Source organism: Pseudomonas sp. RIT409, assembly GCF_003052515.2.
Lineage (GTDB): Bacteria > Pseudomonadota > Gammaproteobacteria > Pseudomonadales > Pseudomonadaceae > Aquipseudomonas.
Window position 1 is genome coordinate 1 of sequence record NZ_QARE02000013.1, and the last position, 22,480, is coordinate 22,480.

At 61.5% G+C, this 22,480-nt stretch carries 19 protein-coding genes; 7 read left to right on the forward strand and 12 right to left on the reverse strand.

All coding sequences use genetic code 11. The annotated features are described in order from the left end of the window. Positions 1–234: 234 nt before the first annotated feature. From DBP26_RS16675 to DBP26_RS16685, 3 genes are read left to right on the forward strand one after another with little or no spacing between them, the layout of a single operon-like run. Positions 235–1,251 (forward strand): transporter substrate-binding domain-containing protein, encoded by a 1,017-nt coding sequence (locus DBP26_RS16675; RefSeq protein WP_349254552.1) that lies wholly within the window; start codon positions 235–237, stop codon positions 1,249–1,251. Positions 1,252–1,253: 2 nt separating this feature from the next. Beyond that, a complete protein-coding gene (locus DBP26_RS16680) occupies positions 1,254–2,600 on the forward strand; it encodes a GGDEF domain-containing protein (protein ID WP_108240559.1) in 1,347 nt (448 codons plus the stop codon). A gap of 18 nt (positions 2,601–2,618) precedes the next feature. Then, positions 2,619–3,368 (forward strand): transporter substrate-binding domain-containing protein, encoded by a 750-nt coding sequence (locus tag DBP26_RS16685; protein ID WP_108240558.1) that lies wholly within the window; start codon positions 2,619–2,621, stop codon positions 3,366–3,368. A 64-nt stretch (positions 3,369–3,432) separates the two neighbouring features. On the opposite strand, the gene DBP26_RS16690 is transcribed toward DBP26_RS16685, so the two are convergent. Further along, a complete protein-coding gene (locus DBP26_RS16690; RefSeq protein ID WP_108240557.1) occupies positions 3,433–4,044 on the reverse strand; it encodes a glutathione S-transferase N-terminal domain-containing protein in 612 nt (203 codons plus the stop codon). A 293-nt stretch (positions 4,045–4,337) separates the two neighbouring features. On the opposite strand from DBP26_RS16690, the gene DBP26_RS16695 reads away from it, so the two are divergent. Both DBP26_RS16695 and DBP26_RS16700 read left to right on the forward strand, forming a co-directional pair. After that, positions 4,338–5,981 carry a phosphoethanolamine--lipid A transferase gene (locus DBP26_RS16695; protein WP_108240556.1) on the forward strand — a complete coding sequence of 548 codons (1,644 nt, stop codon included), beginning with the start codon at positions 4,338–4,340 and terminating at the stop codon, positions 5,979–5,981. Positions 5,982–5,987: 6 nt separating this feature from the next. After that, positions 5,988–6,812, forward strand: coding sequence for an AraC family transcriptional regulator (locus DBP26_RS16700; protein WP_108240555.1), 825 nt, complete (start codon positions 5,988–5,990; stop codon positions 6,810–6,812). Here the strand turns inward: DBP26_RS16700 and DBP26_RS16705 are convergent, their stop codons facing one another. Then, a complete protein-coding gene (locus DBP26_RS16705; RefSeq protein WP_108240554.1) occupies positions 6,813–7,400 on the reverse strand; it encodes a LysE family translocator in 588 nt (195 codons plus the stop codon). Positions 7,401–7,561: 161 nt separating this feature from the next. Beyond that, positions 7,562–10,591 carry an FAD-binding and (Fe-S)-binding domain-containing protein gene (locus DBP26_RS16710; protein ID WP_108240553.1) on the reverse strand — a complete coding sequence of 1,010 codons (3,030 nt, stop codon included), beginning with the start codon at positions 10,589–10,591 and terminating at the stop codon, positions 7,562–7,564. Positions 10,592–10,749: 158 nt separating this feature from the next. Between DBP26_RS16710 and DBP26_RS16715 the strand changes: the two genes are divergently transcribed. Together DBP26_RS16715 and DBP26_RS16720 are read left to right on the forward strand one after the other, a co-directional pair. Next, positions 10,750–11,634: a LysR substrate-binding domain-containing protein gene (locus DBP26_RS16715; protein WP_108240552.1), complete on the forward strand. Its 885-nt coding sequence runs from the start codon at positions 10,750–10,752 to the stop codon at positions 11,632–11,634. A gap of 209 nt (positions 11,635–11,843) precedes the next feature. Continuing rightward, positions 11,844–12,326 (forward strand): DUF2938 domain-containing protein, encoded by a 483-nt coding sequence (locus DBP26_RS16720; protein WP_108240551.1) that lies wholly within the window; start codon positions 11,844–11,846, stop codon positions 12,324–12,326. Positions 12,327–12,353: 27 nt separating this feature from the next. Here DBP26_RS16720 and bla read toward each other — a convergent pair whose 3' ends face one another. From bla to DBP26_RS16765, 9 genes are all read right to left on the reverse strand, one after another. After that, positions 12,354–13,238: a class A beta-lactamase gene (gene bla, locus DBP26_RS16725; protein ID WP_256601847.1), complete on the reverse strand. Its 885-nt coding sequence runs from the start codon at positions 13,236–13,238 to the stop codon at positions 12,354–12,356. A gap of 235 nt (positions 13,239–13,473) precedes the next feature. Further along, positions 13,474–13,677 (reverse strand): hypothetical protein, encoded by a 204-nt coding sequence (locus tag DBP26_RS16730; protein WP_146749674.1) that lies wholly within the window; start codon positions 13,675–13,677, stop codon positions 13,474–13,476. A gap of 39 nt (positions 13,678–13,716) precedes the next feature. Beyond that, entirely contained in the window at positions 13,717–15,774 is a 2,058-nt protein-coding gene (locus DBP26_RS16735; protein ID WP_108240549.1) for a pyridoxamine 5'-phosphate oxidase family protein, read from the reverse strand. A gap of 90 nt (positions 15,775–15,864) precedes the next feature. Next, positions 15,865–16,488: a glutathione S-transferase gene (locus tag DBP26_RS16740; RefSeq protein ID WP_108240548.1), complete on the reverse strand. Its 624-nt coding sequence runs from the start codon at positions 16,486–16,488 to the stop codon at positions 15,865–15,867. Between the two features lie 331 nt (positions 16,489–16,819). Next, entirely contained in the window at positions 16,820–17,788 is a 969-nt protein-coding gene (gene araH, locus DBP26_RS16745; RefSeq protein ID WP_177411069.1) for an L-arabinose ABC transporter permease AraH, read from the reverse strand. Between the two features lie 39 nt (positions 17,789–17,827). Beyond that, positions 17,828–19,363, reverse strand: coding sequence for an L-arabinose ABC transporter ATP-binding protein AraG (gene araG / locus DBP26_RS16750; protein WP_108240546.1), 1,536 nt, complete (start codon positions 19,361–19,363; stop codon positions 17,828–17,830). 62 nt (positions 19,364–19,425) lie between these two features. After that, positions 19,426–20,430: a substrate-binding domain-containing protein gene (locus tag DBP26_RS16755; protein WP_108240545.1), complete on the reverse strand. Its 1,005-nt coding sequence runs from the start codon at positions 20,428–20,430 to the stop codon at positions 19,426–19,428. A gap of 163 nt (positions 20,431–20,593) precedes the next feature. After that, positions 20,594–21,472: an SMP-30/gluconolactonase/LRE family protein gene (locus DBP26_RS16760; RefSeq protein ID WP_108240544.1), complete on the reverse strand. Its 879-nt coding sequence runs from the start codon at positions 21,470–21,472 to the stop codon at positions 20,594–20,596. Positions 21,473–21,529: 57 nt separating this feature from the next. Continuing rightward, a complete protein-coding gene (locus tag DBP26_RS16765; protein WP_108240543.1) occupies positions 21,530–22,222 on the reverse strand; it encodes a FadR/GntR family transcriptional regulator in 693 nt (230 codons plus the stop codon). Positions 22,223–22,480: the final 258 nt, after the last annotated feature.

Sequence of the window (22,480 nt, forward strand, 5' to 3'; positions counted from 1 at the left end):
CCACCATGTCTCCGGTCTATACACCAAGACAAATGGGGCCGCTGTAAAAGCGGAACAGTGAATCAGCGTCACCCTCGCCAATGGATCAGCTCGCCATACCCGGACCCATGGCTTCACAGGTTTGGCTGAAATCGAGTGCAAACCCGTTGTACAGAGCGTGATAGCGGAACGGTAAATAAGCGTCACCCTCGCCAATGAATCAGCTCTCCGTATCGGGACCGTTCAACGCTGCCAATGGATCACCTCACCTCCATCCAAACAAACAGCGCCACTCGACTGCTGATGATGCTGGTGGGATGTACCTGGATATTGAGAGCCAAAACCCCACCCTCCCGTGAAATGATAAATGGCAGACAACACCCTCAAGTCACGGTTTTTTCAGCCGATATCAGGGCAAATGAAGCACATCGGTCGTGCTCGTCGATCTCCAGGGAGGAACAGACGACCACCGGCAATGCAGCCCCCATGAGGTCGCTGTCTATGACACCCCGCACATTCGGAAAACAGGCTCGCAGCGTCCTGTACGGCGCGGTGGTGTCGTGTCTGAGTGTTTTCACGGCGTACGCCGGCCCCATCCGGATCGTCACCGAAGAACTGCCGCCTTACAACATGACCCAAGACGGCAAAATGACTGGCATGAGCACCGAGGTGGTTCAGGCCGTTCTGAAAGAGGTCAACGTACAGGCTGATATTCAATCGATGCCTTGGGCCCGCGCATATGACCTCGCGTTGCACGATCCAGACGTGCTCATTTACTCCATCACCCGCACCGCCGAGCGCGAACCATTGTTCAAATGGGTTGGCACCATCGCCGCTTCGCGCTGGTACCTGTATTCGTCATCCAGCCACCCGATTACCCTGATGGACCTGGACGACGCCCGCGATTGGCAGACCGCAACCGTCAACGAAGACGTCGGCGAGCAATACCTGATGGGCAACCGTTTCCTCATCGGCCGTCAATTGCAGTCGAGCAATCGCTACGAGTTGAACTATCAGAAATTGCGTACCGGACATGTCGATTTGTGGATTTCCGATGAATTGAATGCCGATTACCTTGCGCGGCAGGCGGGTGACGATCCCAAGGAGACGCTCGTCCCCTCCTTGCGCATCCCGGAGCTCGAAGCAGCAGGCGGCTTCAGTATGGCTTTCAGCGTTGGCACATCCGATGCTACCGTGCAGCTGTTTCAACAGGGCCTGAAGGCCATCCGTGAAAACGGAACCTACGATGCCATTGCACGGAAATGGAATTGAGCATGCTCGCAGAGTCCGAATCGAAAACCTCCGAAGAGACGCGCGTGGCGCGGCGCACCGGTTCGCTGGCACGTCGGCTGGTGTTGGCCACGCTGGCCTTCTGTGTACTGTTCACCTTCGCCACGGTGTCGGTTCGCACCTGGTTCGCCTGGAACGCCAACCTGTCGAACATGAATGCAGAACTGGGCCTGATCGATCAGGTGTTCCAGGGCACCCTGTCCAAAGCGGTGTGGGAGATGGACAACGAGGCGCTGCAGACGCAGATCGACAGCGTCGCTCTCGCGGCACCGGTGGGCCGGGTCGAACTGACCATCCTGCGTCCGGGGCGCGCCCCGCAAGTCCTGACCCGTCAACACCCTGGGCACAACAGTTCGGCACTCGCTCCGGCCTTGCATCGCCAGTTGACGGTGACGCCCTACCCCGGCGCCAACGAGGTGGTGGGCGAGTTGACCATCGAGGGCGATGAAAGCCTGCTCTGGCAACGCCTCTGGAAAGAGGTGGGCATCATCATGCTGACCCAGATCATTCAGTCACTGGCCCTGGCCGGCCTGATCATGGGTATGTTCAATCGCTCGGTGACCCTGCACGTACGACGTATCGCCCGGCATCTGGAGCAACTCACGCCGCAGAACCTCAAACAGCATCTGGTACTGGGACGGCGCGGCAAGGCCAGCGACGAGCTGGACCTCCTGGAGGCGGGCGTCAACGACCTGCAAGACAAACTGGCCGACCACATCGAACGCCAGACCCGCGACGAACTGGCCCTCGCCGCCAGCCGTGATCAACTCGCCGAATTGGTGGAGCAGCGTACGGCGCAGTTGAAGGCCGCGAACACCCGGCTGGAAGCATTGACCCGTTTCGACCCGCTGACCGGCCTGGCGAACCGTCGGCACTTCGATGAGCTCAAGGAATTGGAGTTCAACCGCGCGCTGCGTCACAAGCAGCCCTTTTCGGTGCTGATGTGCGACATCGATTACTTCAAAGCCTACAACGACACCTACGGCCATGCGAACGGTGACCAGTGCCTGCGGGATGTGGCACTGACGATGAGCGCGCTGTTCTCGCGTTCCGGCGAGCTGGTCGCGCGGTTGGGTGGCGAGGAGTTCGCCGTGTTGCTGCCGGGCCAGAACAAGCAGCAGGCGCTGGCCTGCGCCGAACGGCTGCAGGAGTTGCTGGCCAATCGGGAGCTGCCACACAGCGCCTCACCCGTCTCGCCATTCATCACGATGAGCATTGGGATCGCTGAGCTGGAGCCAGCCAACATGGAACGATTCGACCAGTTGCTGCAGACGGCCGACAAGGCCCTGTATCGCGCAAAGAGTCAGGGCCGGAACCGGTGCGTGATCTGAACAGGAAGACCGAATGACATGAGCTGCCCTCACACTACGATCCGACGGAGCCTGAACGGCCTGTGCCTGTGCATGACCCTGCTGTTCGCTCTTTCAGCCCAGGCCGAGACGATTCAGGTCGTCACTGAAGACTCGTCCTATAGCTCGTTGGAGAACGGCAAGGTTGTGGGTGCCGCCAGTGAACTGGTGGAAAAAACCCTAGCCAAGGCGGGCATCACCGATTACCACATGAGCCTGTATCCCTGGGCGCGTGCCTACGACATCGCGCGCCTGGAACCCAACGTGCTGATCTACCCGATCATCCGCAGCGCTGAACGTGAAACGCTGTTCAAGTGGGTGGGGGAGCTGGACGAAGTGACGCCGCTTTTCTACAAATTGCGGTCCCGGCACGACATCGTGGTCAACGACCTGCAAGACGCCGCCGGCTACACCGTGGGTGTGATCCGGGACGATGCTCGCCAGGAATACCTGGAACGCAAGGGCTTCAGCAAGATGGTGGTGTCGTCGAACAACCTGGACAACCTTCGCAAGCTGCTCAGCGGGCAAGTCATGCTGGTGCCCATGCCGGAACGCGAGGCGCGCAAGCAGTGCCAGGATTTGCAGATCGATTTCGAAGAGCTGGAAAGCGTCTACACCCTGGACGATCTGTCCAAGGGGCTGTACGTGGCCATGAGCGCCAAGACACCGGACGACGTTTTCAAACGCGTCAGCACCGCCTTCAGCCGCTTGAAGGATGACGGGACGGTGGCGAAGGTGCTGGCGCAGTGATCAACGCCAGCCCTTCCCGGCCGCGCAGTTCCTGATCCAACCAGCGAGTCGGGCAGCCAGCCCGTCAGACCATCGGCAGGCTCGTGAAGATGTCCAGCCGTTCAGCCTGCGCGGCGAAGTCGGCCAACAGCGGGTAATCCAGGGCGCTGGCCTGATCCGGCACCACCAGTTGGATGAACGACCAGCCGACCGCAATGCTGATCCCGTCCTGCCCGATGTCCGCTTCCGCACTCAAGGGGTGTTCGGCCAACTCCCGTTCAAGCGTCGCGCACGCCGTTTTCAGCTGCTCACTGACCCGCTCCACCCACGGCGCGTGCTGAATCTGGGCCGGGCGCAAATTGCGCTCGTAGTAGATCTGCACCGCCTTTTCATACGCCACCAGTGCCAGGCCTGTCAGACGTAGCGTGCGCGTGCGCTCAGGCAGGCTTGAGGGCATCAGGCCTTTTCCGGGCCCTTGCAAGCACTCCACATAGTCGAGAATCAGGCTCGACTCCATCAGCACGTGCCCCTCATCGGTCACGAAGGTCGGCGCCTTGATCACCGGGTTGATTTCCCGAAAGCGCTCCATGCCACGAAACACCGAGACCGACTCATGCTCGAACGCGATGCCCATCCGTTTCAGGCTGATCGCGACGCGCCGCACATAGGGTGAATCCAGCATACCGACGAGTTTCATCCACACGTTCCCCAGGGTTCAGTAACAAGACAGAAAGGCGCGCAACAGCGCTTTTGCTCGCAGGCTAGCAAAAGCGCCACGACGCGCAACGCACTCTCCGCGAAAAACCTCGCATGGGGCAACACCCTGTCCACACTGTATTCACGAAGTCTTCACAATCGTTTTGAAAAACTCCGCGCCATCCCGCTTTTCAATCAACCCTGTCGACCTTCGACAGCCTCGGCGGGCGCGCAGGTAGCAGGGATACGCCAACTGGCACGCCACGTTCGGGCTCGTTTCGAGTAGTGCTTTATATGGAAGTACGTTCAAAGCTGCGCCCCATCACCTCCACCCGCCTGGTCATGCTGTTTTCCCTCTGCCTGGTGGCGTTCTACAACCTGGCGACCTGGCATGCGCTTATTGGGCTCAGCCAATTGCAGGGCGTCAGGGAAGCGGCGTTCCGGGTATCGTTCGGGCTTCTGCTGTGGGGCGCCTTCACGCTGCTGCTCACACCGTTCTCGTTTCGCCCGACGCTCAAACCGGTGCTGAGCCTCGTCGCACTCTGCTCGGCGGCAGCGGCGTACTTCATGAACAGCTACGGTGTCAGCATCGACACCGGCATGATGCAGAACGTCCTGGAAACCAACCCCGGTGAAGTGAAGGACCTGCTCAGCGGCAGGCTGTTCCTCTATCTGGGCCTGCTGGGCGTCGTGCCGGTGGCGCTGATCTGGCTGGTACCGGTCACCTATCGCCCCGTGCTGCCCGGGCTGGTCAACAAGGTGCTGGTCTGCGTAGGGTGTGTGCTGGTGATCGCGGCGTCCGTCGGGCCGTTCTACTCGACCTACGCGCCGATCTTTCGCGATGAAGACAAACTGACCCACTTCATCAACCCGACCAATTACCTTTACGCGATTGGAAAACTGACCAAGCAGACCGTCGCCATCAAGGAAACGGTCAAGATCCAGACCGTAGGCGCCGACTCGGTGCTTAGCCCGCAGGCGCAGGCGCGGCCGAAGAAGAGCTTGATGATCTTCGTGGTCGGCGAGACCGCGCGGGCCGACCATTTCTCGCTCAACGGGTACGCCCGCGAAACCAATCCGGAACTGAAAAAGCAGGACATCCTGAATTTCACCCAGGTGGCCTCCTGCGGAACGTCCACGGCTGTGTCGGTGCCGTGCATGTTTTCCAAGTTCCCGCGCACCGATTACAGCGACAAAAAAGGCAAGACCTACGAGAGCTTGCTGGACATGCTTCAACGCGCCGGTTTCAAGGTGGTCTGGCTGGACAACAACAGCGACTGCAAGGGCACCTGCCTGCGCGTGCCCCATAGCGACATTCCGAAAAACCAGCCGAGCCCGTTCTGCGACGGCCAGACCTGCCTCGACGAATCCCTGCTGTTCGGGTTGCAGGACTACATCGACACCCTGCAGGACAACGCAATCATCGTGCTGCACGCTGACGGCAGCCACGGCCCGGAGTACTTCGACCGCTACCCCGCCTCCATGGAGCGCTTCACCCCGGTGTGCCGTACCAATCAGTTGGGCAGTTGCACGTCCGATGAGTTGAAGAACGTCTATGACAACACGATCCTCTACACCGATCACTTCCTGGCCCAGACCATCGAGTTGCTCAAGCGCAATCAGGACAAAGTCGACACCTCGATGATCTACGTTTCGGACCATGGCGAATCCCTTGGTGAAAACGGCATTTACCTGCACGCCGCGCCTTACGCCATCGCGCCCAGCGCGCAAACCCATGTGCCCATGGTCATGTGGTTCGGCAACGCGACGCTGAAAGATGCGGGCATCGACCGCGGTTGCCTGGCGGCCAAGCAGGACCAGGCGGGCCTGAGCCATGACTACCTGTTCCATTCGGTGCTAGGCTTGCTCGGCGTCGACACCGCCGAGTACCAGCCCGCGCTGGACATTTTCCACAGCTGCAGACAGCCCGCAGGATGACCTGACATGCCCCTTTCGCACTCCGCCAGCCACCCCGCGACACCGGTGTTCTGGCGGGATGCGCAATTGCCGTTCATCGAAGCGCGCTCCATCGCCGATGGCCGCAAAGTCTGTTATGCACGGCACTCCCATGACATCTTCTCGATCGGAGCGATCACCGCCGGGCGCAGCACGTATCTGCACGAGAAATCCCGACAGACGATCGACACCGGCACCGTCGTGCTGATGAATCCCGGCGACGTCCATGCCTGCAACCCCATTGACGATCAACCGTGGTCATACGTGATGTTTTACGTCGACCCGCACTGGCTCGGCCGGGTGCAGGAGACATGCGGCGTCGAAGGTTTTCAGCCGGTTCCGGCCATCTCCAGCCAGGACCCCGCGTTATTTGACGGGCTGCTTCGCCTGCATCGGGCCCTGCTCGACCCCGCGCTGGATGCGCTGGCCAAACAAAAGCAGGCCGTCGGCTTTTTCACCCTCCTGCAGCAGCGACTGGGCGGGTCGGACGCACCGTTGAAGAAGGCCAACGAACGGGTCGAACGGGCCGCCCGCTACATCAACGAGCACTTTCTGCAGGCGATTCGGCTGCAAGACATCTGTCAGGCCGCCAACCTGTCCGAGGCCTACCTGATCCGGGCGTTCGAGCAGCACTACCACATGACGCCGCACGCCTACGTGATCAATCGGCGGATACAGCACGCCCAGGCGCAATTGCGTGAAGGTGAGGCGATTGCCGACATCGCTCACCAGAGCGGCTTCTCGGATCAGGCACATTTTCAGCGAGCGTTCAAAAAGCACCTTGCCACAACGCCTGGGCAATACCGGCGCTGATCAGACATACAGCAGCGACATTGCGCATCCGGCCAGCAACGCGGCCATGCTGCGATTGAAGGTTCTGATGCGGGAAGGACTGCGCAGCCATGGCCCCAGAAACGCGCCCGCGCCGGCCCAGCAGGCGACGGACAGGTAACAGATCACGAAATAGATCAGGGCAAACAGACCGATCAGCCGCGCTTCGCCGTCTGCCACGAACGCGCCCATTCCGGCCACTGCCGCCAGCCACGCCTTGGGGTTGAGCCACTGCATCGCCGCGCCGTGCCAGAACGAGGGCGGTTGCACGGGCCTGTCGACATTCAGACGGCCATCGTCCACTGCCAGTTTCCAGGCCAGGTAAAGCAGAAACGCCATGCCTGCCCAGCGAATCACGTCCGTCAACATCGGGTACCGATGCAGCACTTCATGCAGGCCCAGCCCGGTGAAGACCAGCAACGCCACAAACCCCACCGTCGCCCCCATGACATGCCGCAGGCTCGCGCCAAGGCCGAACTGCGCCCCGGAGCTGAGCGCTACCACGTTGACCGGCCCTGGCGAAATGGATGCCGCCAGCGCGAACGCCGCCATGGAAATCATCAGGTTCATTACCGCCCCGCTCCGTTCAAAGAATGAAGGGCCACGATAAGGGGTGGGGCTGAGCGGGTATTGAAGAAAACTGACCCTTCCTTCGGCGGCAACGCCGAGTCTCGGCCGCGCCTGAGCGCCGCCAGCGGTCTGGCGGCGCCCGGACGCTTGCAGCGCTGACGTCAACGGTGGGCCAACAACCGCTCCAACACCACCTCCAGCGGGTGGCGCAACTGCCGGTCGGTCTGACGCTTGACCTGGCTGCGGCAAGAATACCCAGTGGCCAACGCCTCTCCGGCCTTGTCCATCTTGACCGCCCAGGACTGCTCGAAAATGGTCTTCGAGGTTTCGAGATTGCGCGCCTCGTGGCCGTAGGTACCTGACATGCCACAACAGCCAGTGGCCTCGGTCACCAGCGTCAACCCGATCCGGGCGAAGACCTTTTCCCATTGCGAGGTGCTGGCCGGGACATTGGTCTTCTCGGTGCAGTGGGCCAGCAGGCGAAAGGACTCGGGCGCGCCAGAGTCCGCCGACTGCGGCAATACATCAACCAGCCATTCCTGGGGCAACAACACCTTGGGCGTGCCTCCCAGCCCATCGACTTTGAGGTATTCCTGGCGGTACACCAACGTCATTGCCGGGTCCAGGCCGACCAGCGGGACGTCGCAATCGGCCAGCGCCTTGAGTTGGGTGGCGTTACGGACAGCCGCCTTGGCGAACGCCCCGAGGAAGCCCTGGACGTGCAGTGGCTTGCCGTTGGCACTGAACGGCGCGAGGTAGACGCGATAACCCAGGGCATGCACCAGTTGAATGAGCGACGCCAGCAGTGGCGTTTCGAAATAGCGGGTGAAGGCGTCCTGCACCAGCACCACGCTGCGCTGGCGTTCAGCATCGCTCAGCTCCCGCAACGCCGGAACGCTGGCGACGGCAACCTCGCAGCGGGTCAAGGTGCTCTGCAGGTTGTAGCGATGGAGCAAAGGGCTGTCGACCATGCCCACCTGCCGCTCCAGTACCCCCGTGACCCACTTGGACCCCATCACCGCGTTGTACAGGCCTGGCACCCTGGCCATATAGGGCAGCGTGAATTCCAACGAGCCGATCAGGTAATCACGCAGAGGACGCTGGTAACGACCGTGATAGAGCTCCAGAAAACGCGAACGGAAATCCGGCACGTTGACCTTGATCGGACACTGCCCTGCGCACGACTTGCAGGCCAGGCAGCCAGCCATGGCGTCATACACCTCATGTGAAAAGTCTGCCTGGCCACGGGCGCGCTTGAGGTTGTTGCCCAGACGCACAGGCAGGCCTCGAAGCCAGCCTGCCTTGCCACGGGCCGCTTCCAGCACGTCGATGTTCGCCGCGCCTTGCAGGCGCAGCCACTCGCGGATCAGCGAGGCGCGGCCTTTCGGCGAATGCCGACGTTCTCGGGTGGCTTTCCATGACGGGCACATCGCATCGTGTGGATCGAAGTTGTAGCAGGCGCCGTTGCCGTTGCAGTGCACCGCGCTGCCGAAGCTTTGCCAGACACGCTCGTCGATCTGGCGGTCCAGATCCCCCCGCAGGGTGACTTCGTCGACCTTGAGCAGACCGTCCTGCGCATCCGGCGGCGTGCAGATCTTTCCGGGGTTGAGCTGGTTGTACGGATCGAATGCCCCCTTGATCAACTGCAGCGCCGGGTACAGTTCGCCGAAGAAGGCCGGCACGTATTCGGAGCGCAGGCCCTTGCCGTGCTCCCCCCACAACAAGCCACCATAGCGCTGGGTCAGCTCTGCCACGGCGTCGGAAATCGGCTTGACCAGCGCCGCCTGGGCCGGGTCTTTCATGTCCAGGGCAGGACGCACGTGCAGCACGCCGGCGTCGACGTGGCCAAACATCCCGTACGCCAAACCATGACCATCGAGCAAGGCGCGGAATTCGGCGATGTAATCCGCGAGCTTCTCCGGCGGAACGGCCGTGTCCTCGACGAACGGCTGGGGACGGATTTCGCCCTCGACGTTGCCCAGCAAGCCGACCGAGCGCTTGCGCATGGCATAGACCTTGTTGACCGCCGCCGCCCCTTCGGCCAGCGTATGGCCAAGCCGCTCGACACTCGTGTCGCGCTGCAGATGCTCGATGAATGCCGCGACTCGCGCGCTGACGATCTGCCTGTCGTCACCGCTGAACTCAACCAGGTTGATCCCCAGCGTCGGGCGCTCGTCATCGGTTGGGAAATACTCGGCGACGCTGTGCCAGACGATGTCTTTCATCGCCAGCATCAGCACTTTCGAGTCAACGGTTTCGATGGACAGCGGCGAGTGCGCCATCAAGGCGTTCGCATCGCGCAAGGCGTCCATGAAGCTGGAATAGCGCACGTTCACCAGCACCGAGTAGGTGGGGATCGGCAGCACGTTGAGCTTGGCTTCGACCACGTACCCCAGCGAACCCTCGGCGCCGCACAACACGCTGTTGAGGTTGAAACGCCCTTGGTCGTCGCGCAGGTGCGCCAGGTCGTAGCCGGTCAGGCAGCGATTGAGCTTGGGAAACACGGTTTCGATGAGCTGAGCCTGGGTTTCCTGAATCTGCCGCGCCGTGCGGTAGACCTCGCCGCTGCGGCCCTGTTGTGCGCACGCCACGTCCAGCGCCTCGTCGGAGAGGGGCTGCGTGTGCAGCCGCTCACCGCCGAGCAGGACCGTGTGCAGTTCGAGGACGTGGTCCCGGGTCTTGCCATAGGTGCAACTGCCCTGCCCGCTGGCGTCGGTGTTGATCATGCCGCCGATCGTGGCGCGGTTCGAGGTCGACAGCTCCGGCGCGAAGAACAGCCCGTGAGGCTTGAGCGCAGCGTTGAGCTGGTCCTTGACCACGCCCGCCTGAACTCTTACCCAACGCTCTTCCACGTTGATTTCGAGAATGGAATTCATGTGCCGGGACAGGTCGACCACGATGCCGTCGGTCAGCGACTGGCCGTTGGTGCCGGTCCCGCCGCCGCGAGGGGTGAGCGTGATCTGGCGGAAGCGCGGCTCGGCCATCAGCGCAGCGACGCGCGCCACGTCGTCGGCGTCCTGCGGAAAGACCGCCGCCTGTGGCAAGCGCTGATAGATGGAGTTGTCGGTGGCCAGCACCGTACGGGTCGCGTAGTCGGCGCTGATCTGGCCGCGAAAACCGCTGGCGCGCAACGCGTCGAGAAAATCGGGATAGCCGGCGGCGGGAGCGGCGGCAGTCAATGGGGCGATCATCAGGGGATGGCCTCTTGTCGGTCTGATCACGGAAAACGGCAAAATACTTGTCGCCCGGGCATTAATCGGTCAGCCTCGGATCGTTATGGTGTCCATGATCCTGCAGGTTGCAGCACAGGACAAACGGATATTGCTGCCGCTATCGATGACTTTTACGAATGAATTACCGCCACCTGACTCCGTCCATGTCCCTGCTGCTGGCGTTCGAAGCGGCGGCCCGTCATGAGAGCTACACCCGGGCCGCCCTGGAACTGTCGTTGACCCAGAGTGCGGTCAGCCGCCAGGTCCAGGCGTTGGAGCAACAACTGGGGCTGACGCTGTTCCGTCGTGAAGGCCGGCAAGTGCAGCTCACCGAGGTGGGGCGCCTGTACCAGCGGGAAATGAGCGAGGCCCTGGGGCGAATTCGCAGTGCGACCCTCCAGGCCATCGCCTACCAATCGGGCGCCGGCAGCCTGCGGCTGGCGACGCTGCCGACCTTCGGTTCGAAGTGGCTGCTGCCGCGCCTGCACGGCTTCTACAAGCAACACCCCGGCATGCTGGTGCATATCAATTCTCGCATCGATGGGGTGGACTTCGAGACCAGCGGCATCGATGCGGCCATCGTCGTCGGCACCACGGGCCTACCGGGCCAGATCAGCCATCGCCTGCACGCCGAAGAGCTGGTGGTGGTAGTCTCCCCCCAGGCCGCCGATGAGCAGCGGGACTGGACGCCGGAGCACATCGCCGGGCAAATGCTGCTCAACGTTGCCAACAACCCCAATGCCTGGGGGGACTGGTTCAGCCACCATCGCCTGCCGCACCGCCTGATGCGCCTGGGCCCGAGTTTCGAATTGACATCGCACCTGATCCAGGCAGTCAAAGCGGGCATCGGAATCGGCCTGGTGCCCCGCATTCTGGTGGCCGACGAACTGGCCAGCAACCAGTTGATCGGGGTGGACCTGCCGTTTGCCAGTCAGCGCAGCTATTACCTGACCTACCCGCCGCGCAATGAAATGTTGCCTTCGCTCCAGGCCTTCCGAGCATGGTTGCTGGAGCAGATCTAGGCTGTTGCCCAGCGGCACCGCGTTTGCGCTTTTCGGCCATCGGCGAAAGCGATGGCGTCTGGTATGTTGCGTGTGCAACACCGCCTGCTCGGAAACACCCTGCAATGCCCCATGATCGATCAATCCCCATGGACGGCCCGCTTACGGGCCTTCTTAGGACTGGCCGCTCGCTGCATTCCAATAACCACTGACAAGGCTCTGGATCACCCATGTTCGCGTTCATTCTCTATTCGGTATTGATCGGCATCGGCGGCACGGCCTTGCTGGATCTCTGGGCACACTTGCTGAAAATCACCCTGGGCTTGCCCACCGCGCCCTGGCATCTGGTCGGACGCTGGTTCGCAGGTATGCGCAACGGGCAGTACGTGCATCGCAACGGCATTGCCAACTCGCCCGAGGTGGCCAATGAACTCAAGATCGGCTGGATCATGCACTACGCAATCGGCGTACTCTTCGCAGCGGCGTTGCTGTTCATCTGGGGTGTACAGTGGGCGCACACCCCGACGTTCTTCCCGGCCCTGCTGGTGGGGCTGGTCACCGTAGGCGCGGGCTGGTTCATCTTGCAACCGGGCATGGGCGTCGGGGTGGCCTGCAGCAATGCACCGAACCCCACCGTGGCACGGCTGCAGAATGTGGTGGGGCATGTGGTGTTCGCCATCGGCATGTACTGGACGGCGCTGCTGGTCGGATAGCCAGACGCGCTGGCAGGGTTCACATCGTTACAGAGCGGCCGCGTAGTTGCCGATCTCAGCCATCAGCGCATTGACCTGGCCAGCGTCGGCCGTCGAGCCGCTGTAATACACCGTGACGATCAGCGGCGGGCGATTGGGTGGCCATACAATGGCAATGTCATTGCTGGCGTTGTTGCTCCCCGAGCCCGTCTTGTCGCCGACCCGCCAGCCCGCTGGTAGACCGGCCCGCAGTTTCTGATCGCCGGTCGTGTTACTCACCAGCCAGGCAATCAACTGGTCCCGCGAAGCCCCCGATAACGCTTCGCCAAGCGCCAGCGTCTGCAAGGTTCGCAGCATGGCCAACGGCGTCGTGGTGTCTCGAACATCGCCCGGCCGGTTTTCGTTGAGCGTGGGTTCGCGGCGATCCAGACGCGTAACCGGGTCCCCTGCCCTGCGCAACCAGTCGGTCAACCCCTGCGGGCCGCCAAAACTGTCCAGCAGCAAATTGGCCGCCGTGTTGTCACTCAGGGTGACCGCCGCTTCGCAGATCGATCCCACACTCAACCCGCCCTCGCCCGTGTGCTTTTGCGTCACCGGCGAATACGGCACCAACTGTTCCGGGCCGTAGACGACCCGTCGCGAAAGGTCCTCCTCCCCACGGTCAACCCGCGCCAAGACATAAGCAGCAGCCAACGCCTTGAACGTGCTGCACATCGCGAAACGCTCATCGGCACGGTGGGCAATCAGGCGCTGATTCCCCGTATCGAGCATGGCAACGCCAAGACGCCCGCCATGGCGACGCTCCAGCGCGGCGAGCTGTCGTTCCAGATCTGTGTTTGAGATGGGGCTGGCGTCAGACGCCAGAGCATGCATGCCGTACAGCGCGGGCATCGCCAGCAGCGATGCGCCGATAAACCTTCTGCGCGTGATCAATCTTTACATCCTTGTCGAGACGGGGGCCGGGGGAACATCGACACCCACAGGGTCGCTCATGACTGGGCGGCGTGTCGTATCAACGGTAGCGATCATGATGGGTCTCCCCGCGTCTGGCCAGCAGGCCCCCGGCGAAGCCCACAATCGCTCGCCTGGTCGTCGCATTCATGTCGCCCACCGATGTCGCCTGCCCGTTCGCGCCCTGACGTTTACTACACCACGCAAAAAGGCGCAATCACCGAGGGCGACTGAACGCTGAAACCGAACGCACCCAACTGATCAGCCGTACCGTCGCCGGGTTGTCCTGCTCCTCATGCTCGGCGGCCAACTCCCCTGCCAGCGAGGCGAGCGACTGTGGCAACAGCCACGACACTTCCTGCTCGGTCACTTGAATCAGGTTCGGATCGTCTTCTTTCTCGAACGCGGGCCATTCATTCATCTTTATCACCTTTCGCATCACGTCGGCGTCAGCCATGTTTCAGAGATCGAGCACCAGCGGCCCGGAGGCCGGGACGGCACAGCAGATCAGCACCTGATCGGCCGCGGGCATTTCAGCGGGCGGCACGGGATAATGCACTTGGCCTTTGATCAGCCGGGTTTTGCAGGTACCACACGCACCGCTGCGGCAGCTGTATTCAGGTTCAAGGCCACGGCTTTCGGCCAGTTCCAGCAATGTCCCACCGGCGGGTTGCCAGCGGGCCTCCTTGGCAGACTTCTCGAACACCACCGGCACCGGCGCGGTAGCCGCAGGTGGCTGATCGAGGCCGACGGCCTGTGGCTCGGTGGTGCGCTTGAGGGTCGAGGGGCCGAAGGTCTCGGCATGAATCCGCTCGTCACGGATGTGCATCGCCCTCAGCTCGTCATATAACCCTTGTGTGAAGCTCGCCGGGCCGCAGACATAAAAATCGAAGTCATTGAACGGCAGCAGCGTCTTGAGCAGATTCAGGTCAATGCGACCTGCAAAGTGAAAATCCCGACCTGCGCGGGCCTCGCTCTCAGGCTGGCTCAGCAGGCGGACAACCGTCAGTTCTTGACCGGCATTGGCAATGAGTGTGTCCAATTCTTCACGAAAAGCCAGGTCCACCAGACGACGTGCACTTTGAATGAACCAGACAGGGCGATTACGGCGCTTGCGCCTGTTCTGATACAGCACCTCGCGGAGCATCGACAGCATGGGGGTCACCCCGATTCCGGCGCCCAGCAAGACCAATGGCCGGGGCTCCAACGGCTCTACGGTGAAGGCCCCTTGCGGCGCGCGGGCCTCGATGCAGTCGCCGACCTTGAGCGTATCGTGCAAGTGACCGGACACCTGGCCGTCACGTTTGACGCTGATGCGAAAAAAATCGTCGGAGGGGGCGCTGGACAGGCTGTAGGTTCGAATCACAGGTTTGTCTTGGCCCTGCAGGCGCACCCGCAATGGCACATGCTGCCCGGCCTTGAACGTCGGGAGACCGGCCCCGTCGGCGGCTTCGAAGTAGAACGAGCGAATGTCCGCGCTTTCATCTTCGACGCGCACCACTTTCAAGGTTCTCCACTGGTCGCGCAGGGCGTCGGCTTGCCGGCGCGCCGCCGCCTGTTCCCAATCGCCGGTCATCAGGCTATTGGGCGAGAAGCCCTCGAAGCTCCAGCGAGAGCGTAGCGCAGTGGGTCGTCTGAGCACTTTGCGCACCTTGACCTGCCAGAGCCGCTCAGCGCCCTGAAAGGCGGCCACTTCAGGTCCGTCCAGGATCAGCGTCACCTCGCCTGCAACGTGCAACAGTTCACCGGTGGCAAAGTCGATGAACAGCAGTCCAGCCCTGGGGTTGAGCAGGAAATTCCCCAGAGTGTTGAAAAACAGGTTGCCCGCGAAGTCCGGTATGGTGAGCACGTCGTCTTCAACCCGCACGAACCCAGTGCGTCCGCCCCGGTGGGACACGTCCACCGAGCGGTGTGGCAGGTCCCCTTCGAGGTCGACGTAGCTGGCCACGAAAAAGGTATCGGCCCCACGAATAGCCGCTGTTGCGGCCTCGTCCAGCGCATCCATCGCCTGCGCCGGCGCTCGGCCGGGCAACGGCGATGCTTCACCGTCTTGCAAGGGCCGAAGTTGAATGTACTGGGGGCAGTTGCCGAACGAATATTCAACCGCCAGCGAAAAGCCATGCCGATCCAGCGAGCGAATGTGGCCGTTGAGGCGGTTGCGCCGACGGGTCTGCAAATCGATGCCCAGCAACCCCAACGCACTTCCGGGCTGAAAGCCGCCGGTCACCGGGTCATCGGCACCCGGCAACCAGGCGATGTCAAGCCGACGAGGGTCGGGGGAGGTGATGAAACCTTCATGAGCCTCGATCATGCTCGCCCATGGCCAGCCTTCGGCATCCACCGCGCCCACCATCAGGTAGGGAATCTGCTGATAGAACTCGCGGTGCTGGTCCGGCATGTAATCGCGAACGAACTTGCGTCCCACGACGTCCATGCGCTCGACGACACCTGCGTGGGTCTGAAGCTGCAATTCACCGGCGTGCCAGGGGGCGTTCTTTTCGAAAGGGGTATCGTTCATGGCGCAAACTCCCGCAGGGGAAGTGAGGGGTGTCCGATAGGCGCCAACCGCTCAGCGCCTACCGAACCGCGTTCGACATTGCTGCTCGGCTCAGACCACCAGACCTGCGCGGGTCTTGGGCATGGGCACGAAACCTTTCAGGCTTTCGATACGCGCCAGCCAGGCCCGCACGTTGGGGTAGGCATCCAGCGACACATTGCCTTCCGGTGCATGGGCGATGTAGCTGTAGCCAGCGACGTCAGCGATGGTGGCGTGCTCTGTGGCGAGAAATTCGCGGCCTTCCAGATGGTGCTCGATGACCCGGAGCACAGCATGGGCGCGCTCGATGGTGTCTTTCGGATCGAAACCGGCGCCGAATACGGTGATCAACCGGGCGCGGGCCGGGCCGTTATTGATTTGCCCTGCCGCCACCGCCAGCCAACGCTGCACCTGTGCGGCACCTTCTGCGTCCCGTGGCAGCCATTGGCCCGTGGTGTCGTACTTGTTGGCGAGGTACACCAGGATCGCCGTCGAGTCCGCCACGACCGTGCCGTTGTCGTCGATCACCGGGACTTGACCGAATACGTTCAAGGCCAGGAATTCCGGGGTTTTGTTAGCCCCCTTGGCCAAATCGACGAATTCGATCTGCGGCTCCAGGCCGAGCAGCGACAGCATCAATTGGGCGCGATGGGAATGGCCGGACAAAGGGAAGTGATAGAGTTTGATGGCGTTCATGTCAGGTGCTCCGTTGGCTGATGGGTTCAGGTTCAGCGGGAGCCTTCTGTCGAGATCGGCTTCGTCGCGCTGATGGGAGGAATGTTGGACCTAATCATGAATCAGCAGAATCACCAGAAAAAACAATCCAGCATTTCAGAGGATGGAATAATCAATCGACGAGGGGCAGATGGGGGGCACTAGCCTCGAGGGTGGACGATCAGGTAAGGGTATGGGAGGAAAAGGCCCACGCTGCACGAGCGCGCACCGCGGCAACGGACGGCCCTGAGATGGCCGCTACGGCCGACAGTGTTCCCTGTCGGCCGTATCACAGGCAAAAAGCGGCTGCCGATCAGCGACGCTTCAGACGGTCGATGATCACGGCCAACAGGAGAATTGTGCCGCGAATGACGTACTGGTAGAACGTGTCAATGTTCTTGAGGTTCATGGCGTTCTCGATGATCGCCAGAATCAGCACACCGGCAATGACATGGCGGATCATCCCGATACCGCCGCTGAGCGACACACCGCCCAATACGCACGCAGAAATCACGGTGAGCTCGAAGCCCTGCCCGATCATGGGTTGCCCCGAGGTCATGCGTGACGCCAGTACCACGCCCGCCAAAGCGCCGATCAGACCATGGACGGCGAAGATGATGATCTTGGTCCGATCGACATGGACACCGGCCAACAGCGCCGCTTCCTGATTACCGCCGATGGCCAGGGAATTACGCCCGTAGGTGGTGTAGTTGAGCAGCCAGCCAAAAAACACGAAGCAGGCGATGGTGATCAGGATCGGCACGGGTACACCGAACAACTGGCCGTTGCCGAACACGAAGAACCCTTCTTCACCGACGCCGACCGCTTTGCCGTTGGAAAAAATGTAGGCCAGCCCGCGGACAATCTGCATGGTCGCCAACGTGGTGATCAGGGCGTTGATCCGCAGTTTGGCGATCACGATGCCGTTGATCAGCCCGACAACCAGCCCCATGGCCAGTGCCGCCGAAACGCCGAAGAACACGCTGTCGGTGTCGCGGATCACGATCCCTGCGATCACGCCGGAGCAGGCCAGCACCGAGCCGACCGACAGGTCGAAATGCCCGGACGCGAGACAGAACAGCATGGTGCAGGCCGCAATGCCCACGGTGGAAATCGCCAGCCCCAGACCGCGCATGTTCAACGGCGACATGAAGTTGTCGATGAGCAAGGCACAGAGCAGGAAAATGCCCAGTGCGGCCAGAAGCATGGCCCAATCGTCGAAGAACCGCCGCAGGTTCATGCCCTGGCGGGGTGCCGTCAGGCTGCTGGTTTCGGTAGACATACGCACCTCATTTTTGTTTTTCACTTGGGTGACTCGTTTTCAACCACGCGTGCGCGGTAACGCCAGTTGCAACAAGCGTTGTTCATTGGCTTCTTCGCGGGACACCTCGCCCGTGATGGCACCTTCACTCATGACCAGGATGCGATCGGAAATGCCCATCACTTCCATCAGGTCGCTGGACACGACGATGACAGCAATACCCTCCGCCGCCAGGTTATGGATGATCTGATAGATCTCGGATTTGGCGCCGATATCGATGCCGCGGGTTGGCTCGTCCAGCAACAGGACCTTCATCGGCATCGACAGCCAACGACCCAGAATGGCCTTTTGCTGATTGCCGCCGGAAAGAAACAGCATCTGTTGTTCCGGCGAAGGTGTTTTGACGTTCATCGAGCGAATCTGATGCCGAGCGTTTTCACGCTCCCAGCGGCCCTGAATCAGGCAGCCCAGATGGACGTGGCGGGGCCGTGCGCCGATGTTGATATTTTCCGCCACGCTGGACAGCGGCACGATCCCTTCTTTCTTGCGGTCCTCGGGGCATAACAGAATCCCGGCATCGATGGCATCGCGCGGTGATTTCAGCTTGAGTGGCTTGCCATCGAGCTGCAGCGTCCCTGCCTGGCTGCGGGCGAGCCCCGACAGCAGCCGAAACAGTTCAGTACGGCCCGCGCCGACCAGGCCAAAGAAGCCGAGCACCTCACCCTTCTCCACCGCAAAACTGACCGGTTCCTGCAGGCCCGGCCCCAGCAGCCCGGTCACCCGCAGGCTCGGTCCCTGATGCTGGCGGGGCCGGTAGTTGTAAATGTCCTGAATATCGCGCCCGACCATGCAGGTCACCAGGCGGTCATGATTCAGCTCAGCCATGTCCTCGAAGGTGCGCACAAAGCGCCCATCCTTGAACACTGTCACGGCGTCGCAGACCCGGAAAATCTCTTCCATGCGGTGGGACACGTAAAGAATCACCCGGCCTTCATCGCGCAGCTTGACGATGATCGCCATCAAGCGGTCGATCTCCCGGGCTGACAGGCTGCTGGTGGGTTCATCGAAGGCAATGACATGCGCGTTGCGTGACATGGCCTTGGCAATTTCCACCAGCTGACGCTGCCCCAACGACAAATCACCCAGCCGCGTTGCCGGGTCGATCTCGTCCGCCAGCCCCGTGAGCAGCTCACGCGCGCGACGCACCATCGCTCGTCGATTGACCAGCCCGAAACGATTGGGCATGTGCCCGAGGAGCAGGTTTTCGGCCACGGACATGTCGGGCACCAGATGCAATTCCTGGTGAATGACCGCCACGCCCGCAGCGATGCTATCTGCCGTGGATTTGAAGGCCAGATGCTGATCACCGATCTGCAGATCGCCACTGTTGGGCTGGTAGGAGCCGCCAAGAATCTTGAGCAACGTGGACTTGCCCGCCCCATTCTCGCCCATCAGCGCGTGGACGCTCCCTGGCCGAGCTTCGAAGTGAATGTCGGACAGCGCCTTCACGCCCGGAAACGTCTTGCCGATGCCGTTGAAACGCAGACTGCCGCCTGCACGCGACTGTTGCGCTTGGGTTACTGAAGCCTGATGCATGAACCACCTCCTCCTCGCCCTACCTTCAAGGTAAAGCGAGGCCTTGCACTGTACGCTGCGGATTACTTGTACAGACCGATCTTGGTCAGCACGTCCTTGAAGTTCTCGCGGGTGATCAGGGTCACGTCGTCCATGGCCGTGTATTTGGCCGGCTCTTTACCGGTGGTGACCCACTCGTACATTTGCAGCGCAGTGTTGTAGCCCTCTTTGTCAGGGCTGGGCAGCATCGAGCCGAAGAAGCCGCTTTTCGGTTTCTTGAGCTCGTCGATGGCGTCAGTGCCGTTGATGCCGATGCCGATCACGTTATCCGGGGCGAAACCCGCGCCTGCGGTGGCCCGTACCCCACCGAGCACGGTGTTGTCGTTCATGCCGCCGACGATGAGGTTTTTCGCGCCACTGGGCAGCTTCGGCAGTGCAGCGTTGGTGGCGTCCATGCTGCCGGGCACGTCGAGTGTTTTCTGGGGAGTGAAGAGGATGTGGTCTTCCGGCAGGCCAGCCTTTTTCAGCGCGTCGACCGAGCCGTCAGTGCGTTTCTTGCCAGTGTCCAGTTCGTTGTAGGTGTTGATGATGGCGTAGGTTTCTTTCCAGTCCCATTTGCGGTTCTGCGCCTCGGTGGCCATGGCCGCACCCTGCTTCTGGCCGACTTCGAACGCCGCCATGCCCAGGTAGGGAACGTCTTCCATGAACTTGCCCTTGGCATCGACGAACCGGTCATCGACCGCCATGACCTTCAGGTCATTGGCTTTGGCCTTGGCCACGATGGCTGGGCCGAGGGACACGTCAGGTGGGCAGATGACAAAACCCTTGGCGCCGTTGGCGGCCAGGTTGTCGATCGCGGTAAGGGTTTTTTCGCCATCGGGCACGGCGATCTTGATGACTTCGAAGCCATGATCCTTGCCCGCTTTCTCGGCAAATTGCCACTCGGTCTGGAACCAGGGCTCTTCAGCCTGCTTGACGAGGAAACCGATCTTGACCGTGTCAGCGGCGATAGCGCCGCCGCTCATTCCGACGATTGCGGTGGCAACAGCAGCACAGCACAGGGAACGAATCCCGTGGCGACTCAACATAGCTAACTCCTTATTTTTATTGACTAGCTACAGCGTCCAGCAGTGAGTGTCGTGACAGCCCGCACGAGGCAACGCGACGGGCCAAACGACTGAAAACAGTCATATCATATTATCAATGACGCCTATGTAACCGAGTGTCACACCTCCTCGTTCTCCTCCAGCCTCAGCCTGCGAAGCGGTGCGAGGCCAATCCGCGAATGCCGGTCTCGACCTGCAGCACCGCACCATCCAGCGGCAACGCCTCGCTGGCGGGCCGTGCACTGGTGACGAAGAGCGTGGTCATGTCCGGCCCACCGAACACGCAACTGGTGGGGTGGCTCAACGGCAATTCCACGAGTTGGTCCACGCGCCCATCCGGCGCGAAACGAATCAGGCAATGGCCTCCCCAGCGCGCGTTCCAGACATACCCTTGTGCATCCATCGCTGAGCCGTCCGGCACGCCTCGCGGGTGCTCCGAGGCCCAGACATCACGCTCGCCCAACGCGCCGTCGGCTTGAATGGGGTAACGGTAGATCACGCCATCCAGGCTGTCGGCGGTCAGCAGCGTGCGATCATCGTCCGCCCAGAGCAGCGTATTGACGATCCCCTGCCCGGCGAGCAACGCTGTAACGCGCCCGCCGGCCTCGACGCGAAACAGGCCACCGGAACGTCGCTCCAGCGGCACATCACCGCCTTCGGCATCCAGATTGTTCTGCATGCTGCCCAACCACAGGCGGCCCTGACTGTCGCAACGCGCTTCGTTGGCGCGGTTACCCCCCACCGGATCGGCGACACACAGCACGGTGAGCGCCGGCCGTTCGGCAGGCGAATCGAGATTCAGGCGATACACGCCACTGGCCAGCGTCACCAATGCATCGCCCTTGGAGGTCGGTATGAATGCCGAAACCGGCTCATTGAATTGCCAGTGGCGTACCTGGCCCTGATACAGGCGCAAGGCGCGGAAGCCAGCAATGTCTACCCAGTAGAGGGCCTGCTGCTGATCATCCCAGAAAGGCCCTTCGGCCAATTTGAATCGCTGGTCACTGACCGCTTGCCACTTCATCGTGAATGTCCTGTTCTTGTTGTTGTAAAGCGTTCACCGCACCGACGATGATCGGTGTCACGTCGCCAACGAGCGGGAAATCACCTCGCAGGCGTTCTCGATCAAACTCATGCAGGCCCACACGCCCCTGGCCGAATCCCGGGTGGCGATGGCGTCGGCCAGGTCCTTGTGCAAGGGCAGCGTGCGGCCCAGCTCCCCTGGCACGGCGGACGACACCTCGAATGAGATGGCCAGCAATGCACCCAACGCCGGAAGCATCTGCTCGATGAACTGGTTGTGACTGGCCGCCAGCACCGCTTCGTGAAAACGCTGGTCGGCATGGTTGTAGTCACCCTTGTCCGCGACGCTTGCGGCCAATTGCGCATAAGCGCCGTGAATCTCCGCGATCTGATCGGGGGTCGCGCGCTCGCACGCCCAGCGCACGGCCATTGGCTCGATGGCCCGACGCAGGTCCAGCAAATCCATGACAAAGCTTCTCGACAAGCCCTTGGCTGCCAACCAACCGACGACTTGCGGATCGAACAGGTTCCATTCGCGGACCGGTAATACCCGCGTCCCGACCTTGGGCCCTACCTCCAGCATGCCCTTGGCGGCCAGCGTTTTGATCGCTTCGCGGATCACCGTCCGGCTCACGCCGAACTCTTCACATAACGCCGCCTCAACCTTCAACGACTGCCCCGGCACGACATTCCCGTGAGCAATCCAGGCGCCCAGGCGGTCCACCGTTGACGCATGAAAACTGTTGCTCATTCCTCAGCCCCTTTCTGCGGAGTGGTCCGCGGAAACGAAGCTAATCATCATATGAATGAGAGTCAAATGGCTGTACAGGGGGTCAAAGCTGGACTACACCTCATCGGCAGTGAATCCCACCTCGTTCAGGATTCACAAATAGTATTACGATTAAATTTAAAATCGAGCTATTTTTGCTTATGGATGAGAAAGCGAGACAGAAACATCGCAATTAGTAAGACCAAATACCTTAAAAAGTGGCGTTCATAACAAAAAAGG

Coding starts and splice junctions, on each gene's coding strand:
- DBP26_RS16675 (WP_349254552.1), top strand. CDS start 235: ATGGATCACCTCACCTCCATCCAAACAAACAGCGCCACTCGACTGCTG.
- DBP26_RS16680 (WP_108240559.1), top strand. CDS start 1,254: ATGCTCGCAGAGTCCGAATCGAAAACCTCCGAAGAGACGCGCGTGGCG.
- DBP26_RS16685 (WP_108240558.1), top strand. CDS start 2,619: ATGAGCTGCCCTCACACTACGATCCGACGGAGCCTGAACGGCCTGTGC.
- DBP26_RS16690 (WP_108240557.1), bottom strand. CDS start 4,044: ATGAAACTCGTCGGTATGCTGGATTCACCCTATGTGCGGCGCGTCGCG.
- DBP26_RS16695 (WP_108240556.1), top strand. CDS start 4,338: ATGGAAGTACGTTCAAAGCTGCGCCCCATCACCTCCACCCGCCTGGTC.
- DBP26_RS16700 (WP_108240555.1), top strand. CDS start 5,988: ATGCCCCTTTCGCACTCCGCCAGCCACCCCGCGACACCGGTGTTCTGG.
- DBP26_RS16705 (WP_108240554.1), bottom strand. CDS start 7,400: ATGAACCTGATGATTTCCATGGCGGCGTTCGCGCTGGCGGCATCCATT.
- DBP26_RS16710 (WP_108240553.1), bottom strand. CDS start 10,591: ATGATCGCCCCATTGACTGCCGCCGCTCCCGCCGCCGGCTATCCCGAT.
- DBP26_RS16715 (WP_108240552.1), top strand. CDS start 10,750: ATGAATTACCGCCACCTGACTCCGTCCATGTCCCTGCTGCTGGCGTTC.
- DBP26_RS16720 (WP_108240551.1), top strand. CDS start 11,844: ATGTTCGCGTTCATTCTCTATTCGGTATTGATCGGCATCGGCGGCACG.
- DBP26_RS16730 (WP_146749674.1), bottom strand. CDS start 13,677: ATGAATGAATGGCCCGCGTTCGAGAAAGAAGACGATCCGAACCTGATT.
- DBP26_RS16735 (WP_108240549.1), bottom strand. CDS start 15,774: ATGAACGATACCCCTTTCGAAAAGAACGCCCCCTGGCACGCCGGTGAA.
- DBP26_RS16740 (WP_108240548.1), bottom strand. CDS start 16,488: ATGAACGCCATCAAACTCTATCACTTCCCTTTGTCCGGCCATTCCCAT.
- araH (WP_177411069.1), bottom strand. CDS start 17,788: ATGTCTACCGAAACCAGCAGCCTGACGGCACCCCGCCAGGGCATGAAC.
- araG (WP_108240546.1), bottom strand. CDS start 19,363: ATGCATCAGGCTTCAGTAACCCAAGCGCAACAGTCGCGTGCAGGCGGC.
- DBP26_RS16755 (WP_108240545.1), bottom strand. CDS start 20,430: ATGTTGAGTCGCCACGGGATTCGTTCCCTGTGCTGTGCTGCTGTTGCC.
- DBP26_RS16760 (WP_108240544.1), bottom strand. CDS start 21,472: ATGAAGTGGCAAGCGGTCAGTGACCAGCGATTCAAATTGGCCGAAGGG.
- DBP26_RS16765 (WP_108240543.1), bottom strand. CDS start 22,222: ATGAGCAACAGTTTTCATGCGTCAACGGTGGACCGCCTGGGCGCCTGG.